We start from the raw sequence: 16463 nt of genomic DNA on the forward strand, positions 1-16463 counted from the left end.
CTAAATAGCTTATGAGGAGGAAGAAAGTATGAGTCATGCAGCAATTTCTGTAAAAGAGTTGAAAAAATCCTTTAAAGACAAGGAGGTCTTAAAGGGGGTGGATTTTGAAGTGCAACGTGGTGAGATATTCGCCCTGCTGGGCTCCAATGGAGCGGGCAAGACGACCACGGTGAACATTCTCTCAACGCTGATGAAGCCGGATGGCGGCGAAGCTCGGGTTAGTGGCTTTGATGTGCAGCGTCAACCGGATGATGTTCGCCAGAGCATCAGCTTGACAGGGCAGTTTGCAGCTATAGACGGCATGCTCACCGGGAGGGAAAACCTGATTATGATCGCCAAGTTGCGGGGCGTTTCCAATCCCGATCAAGTTGCCGACAATCTGCTTGCAAGATTCAGCCTGACCGATGCGGCCCATCGCCGGGCAGACCAATACTCCGGTGGGATGAAGCGCCGGATTGACATCGCCATGAGTTTGATTGGAACGCCAGCCGTCATTTTTCTCGACGAACCGACGACAGGACTTGATCCCGAAGGGCGAATTGAAGTCTGGGATACCGTCAAGGAGCTTGCCGGAGGCGGCACGACGATCTTGCTGACGACCCAGTACCTGGAGGAAGCCGAACAACTGGCAGACCGTATCGCCATCCTGCATGGCGGGAAAATTATCAAGACCGGTACCCTTACCGAACTCAAAGCGATGTTCCCGCCAGCGAAAGTGGAATATATCGAGAAGCAGCCGACGCTGGAGGAAATTTTCCTGGCGATGATCGGCAATAAGGAGGGAATGTAAATGAAAAGCAACACAGGGATATTACTAGGGCGTTTAATGCGCAACATCATGCGCAGCCCGGATACGATTATCACGGTGGCAATTACGCCGATTATGATGATGCTGTTGTTTGTCTACGTATTAGGGGGGGCCATAGAGACCGGCACGGACAACTACGTCAATTATTTATTGCCGGGAATCTTGCTGATGGCTATCGCATCGGGTGTAGCATACACGAGCCTTCGGCTGTTTAATGATGTAAAGAGCGGGCTGATGTCGCGTTTCATTACCATGCCTATTAAGCGCTCGTCGGTATTATGGGCGCACGTATTGACTTCACTTGTATCCAATGCACTTACGATTGTAGTGGTTTTCCTCGTAGCGCTCCTGATGGGCTTCCGTTCCAGCGCGAATATCCTGGATTGGCTCGCGGTAGCGGGTATGCTCGGACTGTTTACACTGGCGCTGACATGGCTGGCGGTCATTCCCGGATTGACGGCGGGGTCTATGGAAGGGGCGACAGCCTACTCGTATCCGTTGATTTTCCTTCCGTTTATCAGTTCGGCTTTTGTTCCAACCGAGACTATGCCTACCATTGTCCGTGTGTTCGCTGAGAACCAGCCCGTGACTTCCATCGTGAATGCCATTCGGGCCCTCTTGCAGGAAGGGACTGTCGGCAACGATATCTGGATCGCGCTTGCCTGGTGTGTCGGTATCATGATTATCGCTTATTTCTTTGCAAGTAAAGCATTTAAACGCCAGTTAGGCTAAATACACCATGATGGTTATTACATCAATTGAGCAGAACTTTTAAAATCAGATGAAAATAAGACAGAGGCAGCCGACCCGATGGAGCGGCTGCTTTTGCTCATATTACGGATGAATCTATAGCAAGTCATACTACTAAGCAATCAATCCTCTTTCCCCCATCAGGAACAGCTCATTCATCAAAAAGCATACACATACACCTTGGTGCATAGCGCATCCCGGCACGTGATGGTACGCAGCGGTACCTTGCCTGGCAAAGCAAAACAGACACTAATCACCCTGGCACCAGCCGGCAGTTCCCGGATGAATTTGTCCACGAGAAGATTCATCGCTCCGGGGAATAAATAACAGATCACACAATCCGCATGTTCATATGAACGGCTGTAGATATCGCCACGAATGAATCGCAGCCGTCCCTCCAGAGAATTCCGACTGCCTCTGGTCTGTCGAATGCGGACATTTACAAACGCAAGCAGCTGCGATGACCACAAGGGGACGAGTGAGTTTTCAATACCCGTAAGCCGTTTCCCAGGACAAGACCTGACCACGTCCAGAGCCAGCGTTCCCCACCCGGAGCCCGCTTCAATCACATTACCGTAACCGGGAATGCGGTTTACTTCCTGAATAACGACCTGTCTGACATGACTGGATGCAGGCATGGGCGAGATTCCGTTTTTCCAGCTGACCAGCACGATGGAGACCACCAATATAAGTGTCACCAGAGCAATCAACCATAGTATCAATTGAAATATGACCATAACCTCAACCCTTTGTATTTAAAATAAGAGGCTTTTACTTCTACATCATAACAAGAGAAGCTCCCCCAGGTCCAAATAGGCAGTGTTGAACTTTATGTCACGACGTGATATAGTCGTGACGTGATATATATAGTTGTGACATAGTTGAACAATACAAAGACAAGTGAGGTGGAAATTCTGGACATTGAAAAAGTGCTGAAAAAATATATACCCATGACTGAAACGGCCTTTTATATTCTTCTGTCCTTGGCTGAACCGCGTCACGGATATGGAATTGTTAAACACGTGGAGGAAATTTCCAATTCGCGAATCCGATTAGGTTCAGGTACTGTATACGGAACTTTAACAAAAATGCAAAAAGACGGGATAATAACCGTATTTGCCGACGAGGAAAGAAAAACGGTATACGGAGTGACTGAGATCGGACAAAAATTAATCATGGCTGAGATCGACAGACTTAAAGAGCTGTACCAGAATGCATTGAAATATGGGGAGGGTTTTTATGATAACAAAGATTTTTAGGCCATTCTGGAGCTATGATGTACAGAAAACCGAAGAGTGGCTCTCCTCTATGGCGGAAAAGGGTCACCAAATAGTGAAAATAAATAAAGGTACACGGCTTTTTATCTTTGAGCAAGCTGAGCCGAGAAAAAGAACGTACAGGATCGGATTCGACAAAATCCAACCCCATTTGCTTTCTAAAGTTTTAATAGATGATGGATGGGTGAAGATTCTGCAAAGTGGAAGGTGGTATGTAACGGCGAATGAACAACCTCAGAAAATAATTAAGACCTTCCCAGTACGCGAAGGCATAGTCAAGCACAATAAGTCGATAGGGTACTTCTTTGCAAGTGTTTTAATCTATTTAACGATCATTGTTATGTTTAATCTTATCATCCGCTCGACATTGTTTTTTCAAGATGGACCGGTTCATTTTGTCGAAAGTCCTCTTTGGATTTTAACATACAGTTCAATGGGCATTGGAATTGCCCTATGGGTACTTGCACTTTATTCTGTTTTGAAAATTAACAAGATCAACAAGAAATTGATCGCAGAAAACACACATCGAAAGAAACTCCAGGGAAGCGAAACCGTTGAAAGAAGGTTAAGCCAGGATGAAGAGAAGTGGTTAATGCGTTCAGGTCAACTAGTGGTTAAGAGAAGAATTGCATGGATGTATGCTCCGGATAAGCTTGAAAAGTGGCTTGAAGCAATGGAAGAACAGGGGCTTAATCTTTTTCGTGTTGGTAAAACAGGAACCGTTTTTTATTTTAAAATAGGAAGTCCTCGCAAAATAAGTTATTGCGCGGATTATCAAAATAATACAGATGAAAGCTACTTCGATATTCATAGAGATGCTGGCTGGAAGAGTGCTTATGTTTCCACCTCATCCTTTCAAAAATGGACTCTATGGAGCCGTGAATACTCAATGGGCGAGGAAGAACCACAAATCTACAGTGATAAATCACATCAATTAAAACATGCTAGACGTATAGCCGTCACCTATTCTTGTATGTTCATTCCATTAGTTATTTTATTCATAGGGGCAAATATTCATCAGATGTTCAACTACAATCTGGATAATATTGAACTTTTAAACATGATTTTGTTTGTCATATTAATCTTAATCTATGGTTCGTTCTCAATCAGGACTTGGCTGTACTACAGGCGACTAAGTAAGCGTTATAATTACAATATGTGACTATAATGGCGTTTTCTCGTACGGAGTAGAACATCGTCTTATTAACTAAAACACGAAGGAGGGACATGGATATGCAATATGGGCCTGATCCTCATGCAATCTACCCTAATGAAGCAATTAAAAGCATATGCTATATTAAAAACGTTGTAACACGTCCCAATATTATTGTTGGTGAATACACGTATTATGACGACATAAACGGTGCTGACGAGTTTGAAAAGCATGTCACACATCACTATGAATTTATTGGAGATAAACTGATTATCGGAAAATTTTGCGCAATAGCAAAGGGAATTGAATTTGTCATGAATGGTGCAAATCATAGAATGCAGAGTGTCACTACCTATCCATTCAACATTATGGGCAATGGTTGGGAGAGATCGACTCCAGCACTGGAAGATTTGCCCTTTAAAGGTGATACTGTAATTGGAAACGATGTGTGGATCGGACAAAATGTTACCGTAATGCCAGGTGTCCATATTGGTGATGGAGCAATTATTGCTACCAACTATGTTGTTGCAAAAGATGTCCCTCCTTACCATATTGCAGGCGGGAATCCCTGCAAAATAATTAAGAGAAGATTTGATGACGACCTCATCAATGATCTCCTGGCCATTAAATGGTGGAACTGGCCAGCTCGTAAAATTTTTGATAATCTTGAAGCCCTATGCAGCGGGGATCTTACAAAAATCAAGGAAATTAAATAACTCATTATAAACAGAGTGGGAAGTCGAGAATAAGGCTTCCCACTTTGCTGTTCGGTGGAGTAAAGATATACTTTCTAATACAGGAAAAATATGGTTTAATTGTATTACGCGTTTGGCACCAAGCACCGACAGCCGTAGATAACATTCCATTTGCGCTCAAGACAGTCCTCCATCTTTAGTCGGGTTAACTAAATCCATACTTCATGGCCCCATTCTGCATGTTCATAGAATCCTCGATTTCATCCACAATCACGCATCTTGGCATATTCTATAGAGTTCGAACAACGAAGATTTTACCAACTCTTCGAACCTCTCCCAGTTTGTGTGTGGAACGAACGAATATAAGCTCCCATGCGAGTTTATATATATTTTCGTGATCATGAAGGAGGCGGTAGTGTTTATAGGGATTGAGGGTTTGGAAGTTTATTTTAAATAGGAGGTGAGTTACAAGCAGCTATGGGCTCTCAGATTAACAAAATATAATAATGGAGGAATTCATGATGCCTGAAGTACGTTTATTTTGTGTTAATAAGTCCAGAATGCTGATTACTAGCGGAATTATATTCATGCTTTTATTTGCAATGTCGCTGTTGCTTACGGAACAAGCTTCCGCCCACGGAAATGTGACCAACAGTCGTGCAGGACTCTGTGAGAGCAACGTTAATAAAAACTGTGGATTGATTATTTATGAGCCCTATAGCTTGGAAGCTCATAAAGGGTTTCCGGCCGGAGGCCCTGCCGATGGGAAAATTGCAAGCGCAGGCGTACAGCATTTCTCTCCGCTTGACGAGCAGTCGGCAACGCGTTGGTCCAAAGTGAACATAGCACCGGGTTCAAACACATTTAATTGGAAGATTAAAGTACCGCATGCAACAGCGAGCTGGAAATATTACATCACGAAGCAGAACTGGAACCCTAATGCACCGTTAACTCGCGATTCCTTCGACTTAACTCCTTTCTGTACGGTGCCTTACAACGGTCAATTGCCTGGCAGTACCTATTCGGACACTTGTAACGTACCAAGTCGTACCGGATATCAAGTCATTCTAGCGGTCTGGGAAATTTCGGACACGCTAAATGCCTTCTATAATGTAATTGACGTTGATTTCGGTGGTAGCGTTGACAATATCGCACCTACTGCCCCTACAGCAGCTGCAGTATCCAATATTGGGACAACAAGCGCAATGATTACTTGGAATGCTTCTACAGACAACAAAGGTGTAATTGGATACCGCATTTTCAACGGCTCCAACCAAATTGGATCGACTAACGGTGCATTAACCTTCAACGCAACGGGTCTTACAGCCAATACTGCCTATAACTTGACGGTTAAAGCGATTGATGCAGCCGGTAACATCTCCGCCGCGAGCAATGCCGTTTCCTTTACAACGCTTCCTGTGACGGGTCCAGATACAGAGGCGCCAACAGCACCAGGCCATCTTCATGTCATGGGAACCAGAACATCCACAACGATCCCTCTCATGTGGGATGCTTCTACCGATAATGTAGGAGTGACAGGCTATCAAATATTTGCAGGCAATACGCTGGTAGCCACGGTCTCGGGTGGAGCGACCATCGAGCATCTTGTGACTGGCTTGACGCCGGATACCCTTTATCAATTTACTGTCAAAGCCGTTGATGCCGCTGGCAATGTATCCGCTGCAAGCAACGTTCTGACTGCAAGTACACCCCCAGCTCCAACCACTTATCCTGCTTGGAATTCTTCTACAGCCTATCTAGGTGGAACCAAAGTCACACATAACGGCTCCAACTATGAAGCAAAATGGTGGACGCAAGGTGAAACACCTGGAGCGCCAGGTGTTGATGTGTGGAAACTAATCCCTTAGTATAAGGGATATCATACGAGCTATCTATAAATGGCGGGAAAGCATGTTCGAGATGCTGCCCGCCATTTTGTTGTAGCTGCTTACGGGCAGGATAGTACGGCATCCATGTTGAACTATGGATAGAGTGTATGAATAAGAAGTGTGACTATGAGATTGGAGAACGGAGTGACAAGTTGATTGTAACTTTTGAGGTTATCACCCAAAAAGGCGTTGGGCTACTAAACGAGGATGCCGTTATTTCTCATCCCACAGCAAATGTGTACGGAGTTGTGGATGGAGTATCTTCATTGACAGTCTACTTAAACACCAACAAGGAAACTGGCGGTTTTATTGCAGCGAATCTGTTAAGAGACTACTTCGAATCTCTTGCTGAACTTGGAAGTCTAAGGGACCATATAGTTGAGGTCAATAATCTTCTTAGAGAACAAATGGTACTTGCAAATATTGACTTGGAGAAAAAAGAAGAGCTTTGGGGAGCGGCATTGTCCATCCTACATGTTCAGGATGATGGCGTGGAATTCATACAGACGGGGGATTGCATGAATCTGGCCGTGTATGATAATGGAGAGGTACGCCCTTTAACTTGGAGACAAGTTTCTCACTTAGAAGCACCGGCATTCGCTAAATGGCAGGAAGGAATATCGAGGGGCTTGAACACCCAGAAGGAGCTTCATGAAACCGTGATTGATACAATAACCAAGAACAGATATCAGTCTAACACGGATGGAGGCTACGGAGTCCTCAATGGGGAGAAGAATGCCGTGCGTTTCCTCGAATACGGAAAAATTAATCTGACAGGTCTGAAACATATTATTTTGATGACCGACGGGATGTTTTTGCCGAGCAGTGTCGTGCCTGAACAGAACTCGTATTGGAGCTTTGTTGCCCATGAAATATTAACAAAAGGTATCAAACTGTACACTCAAGAGTTACTGGAACTTGAAGATAGCGACCCAGAGTGTATAAACCATATCCGATTTAAGAAATCGGATGACAAGACCGCAATGGTGATTCATTTTCAAAGCGATAAACCTGACGAGTGTAGCTAAAAGAATACCGCGGCAGCTGATTTGAATGGATTAGTGCCAATACAAGGTCGATAACTTGTTGAAAACAGGTTATAAGCTGGAGAGGGAAATGTAAAAGGGAGGATTAAACAGCGTGTGGAATTATAGGAAATCAAGATTCTGGCTGCTTCTATTCTCAATTGTTATTATGTTAGCAGTTGCATCCGTACAGATTACGAACTCGAAGAATACACCATCAGGTGAGGAAGCAAATTTGGAGCTACCAGAGAAATCAGCATCAGAGATCTTAGGGGACCTGGCCAATCAACAATTTTCAATTCTAGGGAGTCAAATTCGTGATGATGATAAAGAAACCGTTGTCGCATTCGCAAAAGCTTTTGTGAATTTATATACCGGTGCTATTGCAGAACAACAAACAGTCTCATTTAACAATTACATATCGAACGGGAATCTTCTTGAGTACACAAATACCATGTTAGAGTTGGAACAAAGGCAGGAATTGAAGGGAGCCGTCAGGTTCATTTTCGGTTTGGAAAATGAATTTAAACATGCAGAACTTCAGAAACTTGATGGCAACCTGTATTTCGTGGAGTTACCTTTTTCGAACCAAGGTGCTGGAATGAGCCTCAAGCTGTTAGTTCAAGCTGAAAACAAAGCATTAAAAATCGTGGATTTATACTTTGGCAACAAAGATGGTGTGGATACGATTGTAACAGGACATCCCGCTGTCAGAAAACTTCAAGATCCCAAACGATGGGATGACCAAGTATGGGTGGATGGCGTTTTTGAAAAGCTTGAAAAAATAGGGATTTGAATGGATTTCAGAAAACCAACTCTTTTTCAGAGTTGGTTTTTTTTGATACTGCGATGAATTCGCTCTATTTTTCGTGCTCATTAATTTTAATGCTGATGAATCCGAGCGAGTCGTAAGAGGCTGCTTATATGGTTTGCAAAACTTGGTTATTCACACCATGAGTTGAATGTCTAAATGACGGACGATAAGAACTTTTCTTGACGCAAGCTGCATATCCGCTCCAGCCCATACGCCACATCACGTTCTTACATACGTTATATAGAATCTGCCTAACTTTATGATAAAGAGCATACTCATTCCAAATAAGGAGTCGGTTAAATCAAATGAGATCAGAGGTTAAGCTTACAGGACGAGTGATTTTTAGGGGAGACCCTGGTTATGAAGCAGCCCGCAAGAACTGGGATCCGCATACGGACCGATATCCGAAAGTGTTCGTATTCGCTCAGAAAACACAGGATGTGGCAAACGCTATCCGCTGGGCTCGCAAGAATAATGTCCCGTTACGTCCGAGAAGTGGCAGGCATGCCCTGGAGGGCAATCTTTCACAGGTTAATGGAGGACTTGTCATCGACGTTAGCGAGATGAAGAAGATTCAATTGAACAAAAAGAGCGGTACAGCCGTTGTGGAGACAGGGAACCAGGTAGGAAGAATCGTGGATACGCTGGCGCGGCAAGGCTATATGGCGCCATTTGGCGATAGTCCGAGCGTTGGGATCGGCGGCATTACGCCGGGCGGTGGAATCGGGCCGCTGCAGCGGACAACGGGGCTCATCAGCGATAATCTGATCGAACTCGAAATGGTGGACGCGAAGGGGAGAATCATTCGAGCGAATAAGAAACAAAATTCCGATCTCCTCTGGGCTTCCCGCGGTGGTGGCGGCGGCAACTTCGGTGTCTACACCAAATACAAATTCAAAGTGCTGCGCGCTCCGGCTAATGCTACCGTATTCAGCATCATCTGGCCATGGGAGCAGTTCGAGAAAGTCGTGAAGAAATGGCAGGTATGGGCTCCTAACGCCAGCACTAAGCTCGGCAGCGAATTAAGTGTCGGTCCCAAAAAAGGCGGGAATGTCAGCATGCTGGGGGTCTACCTTGGGTCAAAAAGCGAGGCGCTTCGTCAGTTGGAGCCTATTCTTAGCGTCGGTACACCGACTCAAAAAACGATCCGTTACCTGCCGTACAGGGAAGCAACGAAGTTTTTGCTAGCCCCTGATCCAGTGCTTACGCAAAGGTTCAGTAACCAGTTCTCCAGCGGCTTTGGCAAACGCCCATTTCCGAATAAAGCTTACAAAACCATACGTAAATTCTTAGAAAAAGCTGAAGGGGGCACGCCAGCCGGCTTCTACTTCCTGAACTGGGGCGGGGCCATAAGTCGTATCGCACCTCGAGCCACCGCATTCTATTGGCGAAAACCCAAATTTTACGTTGAATGGAACAGCTCATGGGTGAAGCCATCCCATGCTGCCAGAAATATCGCCTTAGCTCGGAACACCAGGAAGAAACTGCAGCCTTACATCGTAGGTTCCTATATTAACGTTCCGGACCAAGGCATCAAATGTTCAGGGCCAGTCTATTATGGAAAGAACTACGCCAGATTAAAAAGAGTGAAAGCGAAGTACGATCCGAATAATGTATTTAACAATCCGCAGAGCATTCCTCCAGCTAAATAAGGACAGAGCAGCTAACATCGGAGTTAAGGCAGTGAGATTCAAGCGGTTCGATTTGTATTGATGGTTTAGATGGCAAAGAACAAGCCCTAGGGATGATCTGACCCCAATTGTTAGAGACACACACTAACAGTTGGGGTTCAGTTCAGCTCACCGGCTTGTTCTATTTGTTATCTCTAGTTCATTCACCCGTTTCGGCAAACCGTTGAATTCTATGACCAATCTCATCCCGAACCTTCTGGAATACTGACCATTTTTCTTCATCTGTTCCTTGGGCTTTGGCGGGATCATCAAACCCCCAATGTTCTCTTCTTACGTTCGGTGGAGTGACAGGGCATTTATCCGCAGCATCACCACACAGCGTCACAACCAAATCTGCGTTATATAGCAGTTCTGGATCGATGATATCGGAGGTTTGGTCTGAAATGTCAATGCCAATCTCATGCATAGCTCGAACAGCATTCGGATTCAGGCCATGTGCTTCGATACCCGCGCTGTAAACATTCCAGCTAATTCCCAGATGTTTTTTTGCCCACCCTTCTGCGATCTGACTCCGGCATGAGTTACCTGTGCACAAAAAGTATATCGTTTTTTTCTCCATGATGGATCTTCTCCTTATATATGAATTACAGAACAGTTAACCACAGATAAAGCCCCAGCAAAGTAATAAATAATGTCGGGATCGTGAGGATCATCCCCGTTTTAAAGTATGTCCCCCAAGAAATCTTAACCCCTTTGTTGGAAAGCACATGAAGCCATAGCAAGGTAGCCAATGAGCCGATAGGTGTTATTTTTGGTCCCAAATCAGAACCGATTACGTTAGCATATATCAGCGCTTCTCGGATCGCTTCAGACGTCTGGGTAGCGTCAATAGCGAGCGCATCAATCATAACAGTGGGCAGATTGTTCATGATAGATGACAGAATCGCAGCAATGAACCCCATACCCATTGTAGCGGCAAACAATCCTTGATCTGCAACGGATTGTATTACTTGTGCCAGCAGGTCTGTAAGCCCTGCATTTCGAAGTCCATACACCACGACATACATGCCAATGGAGAAAAAGACAATGGACCAGGGAGCTCCTTTGAGAACCTCTTGAGTTGGGACGCTGCGGCTCCTTTGAGCACATAGCAGGAACATAAAAGCTATGATACCTGCTATGACGGACACTGGAATACCAAGAAACTCGCTAATAAAATACCCGAACAATAGAAGCGTGAGGACATACCAGGAAATACGGAACATCAAGGGATCCTTGATGGCATCAGCTGGCTTCTTCAGGCGAGTGGCTTCAAATTGCCGCGGGATGCTTTTTCGGAAGAAGAGGTACAGGACCAAGATGCTGGTGACCAAAGAAAACAAATTCGGTATGATCATACGACTGGCGTATTCCGTGAACCCGATCCCAAAGAAATCAGCGGAAACGATATTGACCAAGTTACTTACAACGAGCGGAAGTGAGGTGGTGTCCGCGATAAATCCACTCGCGATGATGAAGGGAAATACTTTTTTCTCATCGAAATTAAGCGCCCTTACCATTGCCAACACGATGGGTGTCAGAATCAACGCTGCTCCATCGTTTGCAAAAAATGCAGCTACGATAGCGCCCAAAACACTGACGTACACAAACATACGGATGCCACTTTCCCGAGCAGCTCGTGCCATATGCAGCGCAGCCCATTCAAAAAATCCAATCTTATCTAAGATTAAAGAAATGATGATAATTGCGACAAAAGCCAGGGTTGCATTCCAGACCATTTGAGTTACGTCCCAGACGTCTTGGATATTAACTACTCCTACAAGCAACGCAAGGACAGCACCGCCACAAGCTGACCATCCGATGGATAAATTTCGAGGCTGCCAAATGACCAGAGTTAAGGTAATCAAAAAAATAATACATGCTAAAATAACAGTTACCATTACGACCTCCGTTAATGATTAAGTCAGTATTTCATCGATCATTATATAACTATGTACTTATATAAAGGGCGCAAAAAACTCATTTGCAAATGAAAGTTATATCTTTCTTATTCAGGACGTTTAAAATAGTCCTCGAATCGGGTGTGTATTCGAGTACTGACTTAATATAGGGTTTATCATCTACATTCAAGGAGTAATACACCCACTGTCCGCGCTTATCTTCTTTTACAAGGCCCTGGGATTTTAACTTCCGTAAATGCTGACTCACACCAGGCTGAGAAATCTCCAGGATATCAACAAGCTCGCATACGCAAAACTCCCGGTCCTTCAGCAAAGCCAAAATGGTGAGACGTGTACCATCGCTTAACAGTTTCAACTTTTCGACCATTTCGTGGATCTGCTCCAATTCAACTCCTCCTTGCCCATTAAATATAAGTGAATGCTTATATAATATTCGGATATCCGTTAAAAATCAACTGAGACAGCAGCTGAAGCTTCCATAAATTCAACCAATAAAAGGGGGACTGGATATGAAATTTTATAGCAGAAATTGGTATTATATAGGTGGTATCTTATTTGTGATCATGTCCTTCGTCATGGGCTTTTTTGGAGACGGCGTCAGCCAAATTGAAAAAATCCTGATTTTCAGTTTTATGTCATTGCTGGTTCACCAATTCGAAGAGTATGGACTGCCTGGCGGCTTTCCTGCTTTTTTTAATGTCATCATGAACGGTGAGAAGGAAGCGCCCGACAGATATCCGCAAAATAGCCAGCTTGCCATGGTAGTAAACGTCGTGTTAGCTTATCCGTTCTACATGGCTGCGATTATATTTTCAGATGCTATCTGGTTAGGATTAGCAACCATGTACTTTGGATTCTCCCAAATACTCATGCATGGCATAGTAATGAACAGAAAATTGAAGAGCTTTTATAATCCAGGACTTGCGGCGAGTATTTTTCTGCATGGTCCGATAGGGGTGTATTATACTTGGTACGTTACGACCCATGATCTTGCGGGTACCTGGGATTATATTGCTGGCATTATTGCAATGATTGCAGCAGCGGTCATAATCGTAGCACTTCCGATCAAGCTTTTTTCAAGCAGACAGGCAAAGTATCCATTCTCGCAAGAAGAGATGGAACGATTTGGCATGTCAGAAAAAGTAAAGCGGCTTAGCGAGCCTATGAGGGTTCAAAAAAAGTAATACATTCTGTTTCTGTTTCATCATTATGTATAGATCGGAACAAGGAGGGCATCTCGCAAGATGTAAGATCCTTTGAGATACCCTCTTGCTTGTATTTCACCTTCGGGCATGGACAATAAGGGCGGGAACGGTTATTGCCCCTGTCTTGGCTGATCAGCCTCGAAATGAATCGGCGCAATGCCTGTTGCTTGCCATACTGTTCCTCTACGCTCGTACTCGAATAACTTTTCGATGGCATTCGCAATCTGTGGCCCTACTTCACGCTCAACCAAATACAAGGCCACGTCAAGTCCGGAAGTAACACCTCCGGCAGTCACCAAGCGAGGAGTATCTTCCACGATTCTTGCATCAACCGGAATTGCCCCGAGAGCTCCTAGTGCACCCATGCCTATTTGATTGGTGACAGCATATCTGTCTTTCAACAAACCACCCATAGCCAGCACCAATGAACCTCCACACACGGTAACCACTGTGACTTCCTTATTATTTAAAGCTTGTTTCATCATACTTGTTAAAGCAGTATCCTTAGCCTGCTTCAATATATTAGGAATAGAATCTTCTGATTTTCCGGCTGGCTTACCCGAAGCTCCAGGAACCACAATAATTCCAGAACGAGCGGGGTCAATTACGCCTTGCGCTTCAAGGGAGGGCCCATTCAGACCGCTCGGAACCGAACGCTTGCCTTCTGCGGATACCAATTCTACTGTGACTTTCCCTCCGGAGTACATTCCAGCGGCAGCGAATACTTCATATGGCGCTAACGCGTCCAGCAGATCGAACCCATCGAACAGTACGATTTGAACATGTACACTTTTGTCCTTGGCATCTTGATCCTTTTTTGTATTCGCACTTGCTACGGGGGCAAACAGACTTAACATAAGCGTTAACGACATGAGTAAGCTAATCATTTTTTTCATCCTATACCAATTCCTCTCGTTTTGTTTGAAAGATGATGTTTGGGATAACTAACCCCAGTGCGATAGAGCCGTAAATGTCGATGGTGTAGTCACCCGACGCGCTAGGTACGACAATGATACCCGCAATCTTCCTAGTCTCTATTAGACAGAAAATCTTTCAGCATGCGATATTCCTTCTCATCTATTTCGCCTTTGGCCATTCGCTCCTTCAGAATCATAGCAAAGTCATGCTTTTGATGATCACCTTTTTGTCGATGACGAATCGCGTATACACGAACCGCTAGGAAAGAAAACAGCGTGAGACAAAATAAAGCGCCGAACGGGAAAAATGAGAAAGCTTCATTTTCCAAACCCATATGGAAACCTCCTTCATTGAGTATTCTGTGAGAAGACGATTTTCCGAAATTCAAAGAATCCGTGCTCCCAAATAAAAGCATAACAAACAAATATCTCAAACGAAGATGTAGAAAGGTCTCAAAATTATAAACAAATCATCACAATACAAAAGCTCGTATAAGCACTGGGACAGAGCGATTCGTAATATTGGGAAATTATAAGGAGCAGCCTTTGTTCTTTAACTTCCTCGCCAACCATCATACCCCTATAAAAATGCATGAAATTAATCGATGACTTTAACCAAGTCAAAGGGGGGATACATAATGAGCTATACCATATTGCAAACTCCAACATGAATGAAGTCAACAAGGTTTGGAGAATGATCGTGTAAGATGAAAAAAACAATACAGAATGATTCTAGCTTTGTTACGCAAATACGATCCCGTACAATATCAAGCCTACGTCTAAGATCAAAACACTCGATTTGATGCAAAGGAACCAATGCAAAATTACAAACTGATGATGATCCGAAATGATATTAAAGGTGAGCTTGAATGGTGAAATAAACCTGCACTAGCCACAACATAATTAAAAAAAGCCGCACTCGCGGCTTTTTTATTATCTCGTCTTATCCAATCAAAATATGATCTTCCGCGTAGCCAATTTTGGATGAACGCTTTTTCTGAGCCAATGCGTAAGCCAGTGTCAAGGGACCCAGCCGTCCGGCAAACATCGTTATGGTTACAATGAATTTCCCCACGGGAGATAATTCGCTTGTCAATCCCATCGACAATCCAGTAGTGCTGAAAGCGGATGTCGCTTCAAACAGCACTTCCAAAAAATGTTCTTCCAGCATTCCTTCTGAAATGGTCAGCAATAGGGAAACTCCCAGCACAACCACCAGAGAACTCATGACAACGGCCAGTGCGCGCATAACGGTTTCGCCTGCTATTTTGCGCTTGAAGGCATGGATTTGACCACCCCCGCGAAAGGTTTGGATCGTAGCTAATATGAGTACAACAAGTGTATTGATCTTAATACCGCCGCCTGTCCCTCCGGAAGCAGCACCAATGAACATCAGAATAATAATGAAGAACTGAGAAGCTGCCAGCATACTGCCGATATCAATCGTATTAAACCCCGAGCTTCGTGGCGTTATGCCTTGAAAAAAAGCAGCCAGTACTTGTTCGCTCCCACTCAATTGGCCAAAGGTTGACGGATTCCAGCTCTCCATAAAGTATATAAATAGAAAACCGAGCAGGGACAGCGTTCCTGTCCCGACCAGAACAACCTTGGAGTGAAGCGAAAGTTTTTTCCATGAACGTTTTTGGAATACATCCACAATGACGATATAGCCGAGACCTCCAATGATAAATAACAGGACAATCGTAATATTGACGATCGGATCGCCAACGAAGGGTGTCAGGCTGTCAGACCACAGGGCGAAACCGGCATTGTTGAATGCGGAAACGGAATGGAAAAGGGCGTAATAGGCCGCCTGCCCCCATCCAAAATCCGATTGCCAACGAAGTGTTAGAACAATCGTTGCCAGTGCTTCAAATGCGAAAGCGATAAGTACCATGTACATTGACAATTTAACCAAACCTTGTGCCGAAGTTGAATAGGTGGTTTGCTGGATGATGAGCCGTTGTTTCAAGCCAATCCTTTTCCCCAAAACAATGGCGACCATGACACCAAAGGTCATAAAGCCAAGTCCGCCAATTTGGATCAACATCATAATGATGACTTGTCCAAAAGTTGAAAACACGCTGCCGGTATCCAAGACAACGAGTCCGTTTACGCATATTGCTGACGTGGCCGTAAATAATGCATCCAGCAGACCAACTGAACTTCCGGTGGAGGAAGAGTGGGGAAGCGCCAGCAATGCGGCTCCGATTAATATCAATGTGAAAAAAACAAGCATGATGAGTTGAGGAGGGCTCATCTTTTTCTTAAGCTTGTTGATGAACAACTCCATTTTGCCAGGAGCGGAATGTTGTGTATTTCGATCGTTTGAATTTAT

The 16463-nt window shown here is 44.4% G+C and carries 17 protein-coding genes; 10 read left to right on the top strand and 7 right to left on the bottom strand.

What is annotated here, in order from left to right:
- Positions 1 to 28 precede the first annotated feature (28 nt).
- The gene (locus M2277_RS07705; RefSeq protein WP_280754518.1) at positions 29 to 790 is read left to right on the top strand and encodes an ABC transporter ATP-binding protein; all 762 of its coding nucleotides are present in this window, start codon (positions 29 to 31) and stop codon (positions 788 to 790) included.
- Positions 791 to 1540, top strand: a complete 750-nt coding sequence (locus tag M2277_RS07710) for an ABC transporter permease (RefSeq protein ID WP_006210304.1) — start codon at positions 791 to 793, stop codon at positions 1538 to 1540. It abuts the gene before it with no gap.
- 176 nt (positions 1541 to 1716) lie between these two features.
- On the opposite strand, the gene M2277_RS07715 is transcribed toward M2277_RS07710, so the two are convergent.
- Positions 1717 to 2295, bottom strand: a complete 579-nt coding sequence (locus M2277_RS07715; protein ID WP_148247232.1) for a class I SAM-dependent methyltransferase — start codon at positions 2293 to 2295, stop codon at positions 1717 to 1719.
- 168 nt (positions 2296 to 2463) lie between these two features.
- On the opposite strand from M2277_RS07715, the gene M2277_RS07720 reads away from it, so the two are divergent.
- The 7 genes from M2277_RS07720 to M2277_RS07750 all read left to right on the top strand — a co-directional run bounded on the left by M2277_RS07720 (position 2464) and on the right by M2277_RS07750 (position 10063).
- A complete protein-coding gene (locus tag M2277_RS07720; protein WP_006210302.1) occupies positions 2464 to 2817 on the top strand; it encodes a PadR family transcriptional regulator in 354 nt (117 codons plus the stop codon).
- Positions 2798 to 3997 carry a DUF2812 domain-containing protein gene (locus M2277_RS07725; RefSeq protein ID WP_280754519.1) on the top strand — a complete coding sequence of 400 codons (1200 nt, stop codon included), beginning with the start codon at positions 2798 to 2800 and terminating at the stop codon, positions 3995 to 3997. Before M2277_RS07720 ends, M2277_RS07725 begins: the two co-directional genes overlap by 20 nt.
- Positions 3998 to 4068: 71 nt before the next feature.
- Complete coding sequence (locus M2277_RS07730; RefSeq protein WP_280754520.1) at positions 4069 to 4704, top strand: Vat family streptogramin A O-acetyltransferase; 636 nt, start codon at positions 4069 to 4071, stop codon at positions 4702 to 4704.
- Positions 4705 to 5204: 500 nt separating this feature from the next.
- Positions 5205 to 6551, top strand: a complete 1347-nt coding sequence (locus M2277_RS07735) for a lytic polysaccharide monooxygenase (protein WP_280754591.1) — start codon at positions 5205 to 5207, stop codon at positions 6549 to 6551.
- A 128-nt stretch (positions 6552 to 6679) separates the two neighbouring features.
- Entirely contained in the window at positions 6680 to 7600 is a 921-nt protein-coding gene (locus M2277_RS07740) for a protein phosphatase 2C domain-containing protein (protein ID WP_280754521.1), read from the top strand.
- A 112-nt stretch (positions 7601 to 7712) separates the two neighbouring features.
- On the top strand, positions 7713 to 8393 hold the full coding sequence (locus M2277_RS07745; protein WP_280754522.1) for a hypothetical protein: 681 nt from the start codon (positions 7713 to 7715) through the stop codon (positions 8391 to 8393).
- Between the two features lie 323 nt (positions 8394 to 8716).
- Positions 8717 to 10063, top strand: coding sequence for an FAD-binding oxidoreductase (locus M2277_RS07750; protein WP_063480742.1), 1347 nt, complete (start codon positions 8717 to 8719; stop codon positions 10061 to 10063).
- 178 nt (positions 10064 to 10241) lie between these two features.
- Here M2277_RS07750 and arsC read toward each other — a convergent pair whose 3' ends face one another.
- The 3 genes from arsC to M2277_RS07765 form a co-directional block, all read right to left on the bottom strand.
- Complete coding sequence (gene arsC / locus M2277_RS07755; protein WP_036637801.1) at positions 10242 to 10661, bottom strand: arsenate reductase (thioredoxin); 420 nt, start codon at positions 10659 to 10661, stop codon at positions 10242 to 10244.
- Between the two features lie 25 nt (positions 10662 to 10686).
- Entirely contained in the window at positions 10687 to 11982 is a 1296-nt protein-coding gene (locus M2277_RS07760) for an arsenic transporter (protein WP_148247238.1), read from the bottom strand.
- A gap of 79 nt (positions 11983 to 12061) precedes the next feature.
- Entirely contained in the window at positions 12062 to 12388 is a 327-nt protein-coding gene (locus tag M2277_RS07765) for a metalloregulator ArsR/SmtB family transcription factor (protein WP_006210287.1), read from the bottom strand.
- 124 nt (positions 12389 to 12512) lie between these two features.
- Between M2277_RS07765 and M2277_RS07770 the strand changes: the two genes are divergently transcribed.
- Positions 12513 to 13187: an HXXEE domain-containing protein gene (locus tag M2277_RS07770; RefSeq protein WP_280754523.1), complete on the top strand. Its 675-nt coding sequence runs from the start codon at positions 12513 to 12515 to the stop codon at positions 13185 to 13187.
- A gap of 131 nt (positions 13188 to 13318) precedes the next feature.
- Here M2277_RS07770 and M2277_RS07775 read toward each other — a convergent pair whose 3' ends face one another.
- The 3 genes from M2277_RS07775 to M2277_RS07785 form a co-directional block, all read right to left on the bottom strand.
- Complete coding sequence (locus M2277_RS07775) at positions 13319 to 14104, bottom strand: DJ-1/PfpI family protein (protein ID WP_063480746.1); 786 nt, start codon at positions 14102 to 14104, stop codon at positions 13319 to 13321.
- A 131-nt stretch (positions 14105 to 14235) separates the two neighbouring features.
- Positions 14236 to 14460 (bottom strand): SHOCT domain-containing protein, encoded by a 225-nt coding sequence (locus M2277_RS07780; RefSeq protein ID WP_006210284.1) that lies wholly within the window; start codon positions 14458 to 14460, stop codon positions 14236 to 14238.
- Positions 14461 to 15068: 608 nt separating this feature from the next.
- The gene (locus M2277_RS07785) at positions 15069 to 16418 is read right to left on the bottom strand and encodes a TrkH family potassium uptake protein (RefSeq protein WP_040680688.1); all 1350 of its coding nucleotides are present in this window, start codon (positions 16416 to 16418) and stop codon (positions 15069 to 15071) included.
- Between the last annotated feature and the right edge of the window lie 45 nt (positions 16419 to 16463).

This window comes from Paenibacillus sp. LBL, from assembly GCF_029893715.1.
GTDB lineage: Bacteria > Bacillota > Bacilli > Paenibacillales > Paenibacillaceae > Paenibacillus_AQ > Paenibacillus_AQ glucanolyticus.

Bases quoted from the DNA above. Each gene is read 5' to 3' on its own strand.
- M2277_RS07705 (WP_280754518.1), top strand. From the start codon at position 29: ATGAGTCATGCAGCAATTTCTGTAAAAGAGTTGAAAAAATCCTTTAAA.
- M2277_RS07710 (WP_006210304.1), top strand. From the start codon at position 791: ATGAAAAGCAACACAGGGATATTACTAGGGCGTTTAATGCGCAACATC.
- M2277_RS07715 (WP_148247232.1), bottom strand. From the start codon at position 2,295: ATGGTCATATTTCAATTGATACTATGGTTGATTGCTCTGGTGACACTT.
- M2277_RS07725 (WP_280754519.1), top strand. From the start codon at position 2,798: ATGATAACAAAGATTTTTAGGCCATTCTGGAGCTATGATGTACAGAAA.
- M2277_RS07730 (WP_280754520.1), top strand. From the start codon at position 4,069: ATGCAATATGGGCCTGATCCTCATGCAATCTACCCTAATGAAGCAATT.
- M2277_RS07735 (WP_280754591.1), top strand. From the start codon at position 5,205: ATGCCTGAAGTACGTTTATTTTGTGTTAATAAGTCCAGAATGCTGATT.
- M2277_RS07740 (WP_280754521.1), top strand. From the start codon at position 6,680: ATGAATAAGAAGTGTGACTATGAGATTGGAGAACGGAGTGACAAGTTG.
- M2277_RS07750 (WP_063480742.1), top strand. From the start codon at position 8,717: ATGAGATCAGAGGTTAAGCTTACAGGACGAGTGATTTTTAGGGGAGAC.
- arsC (WP_036637801.1), bottom strand. From the start codon at position 10,661: ATGGAGAAAAAAACGATATACTTTTTGTGCACAGGTAACTCATGCCGG.
- M2277_RS07760 (WP_148247238.1), bottom strand. From the start codon at position 11,982: ATGGTAACTGTTATTTTAGCATGTATTATTTTTTTGATTACCTTAACT.
- M2277_RS07770 (WP_280754523.1), top strand. From the start codon at position 12,513: ATGAAATTTTATAGCAGAAATTGGTATTATATAGGTGGTATCTTATTT.
- M2277_RS07775 (WP_063480746.1), bottom strand. From the start codon at position 14,104: ATGAAAAAAATGATTAGCTTACTCATGTCGTTAACGCTTATGTTAAGT.
- M2277_RS07780 (WP_006210284.1), bottom strand. From the start codon at position 14,460: ATGGGTTTGGAAAATGAAGCTTTCTCATTTTTCCCGTTCGGCGCTTTA.
- M2277_RS07785 (WP_040680688.1), bottom strand. From the start codon at position 16,418: ATGGAGTTGTTCATCAACAAGCTTAAGAAAAAGATGAGCCCTCCTCAA.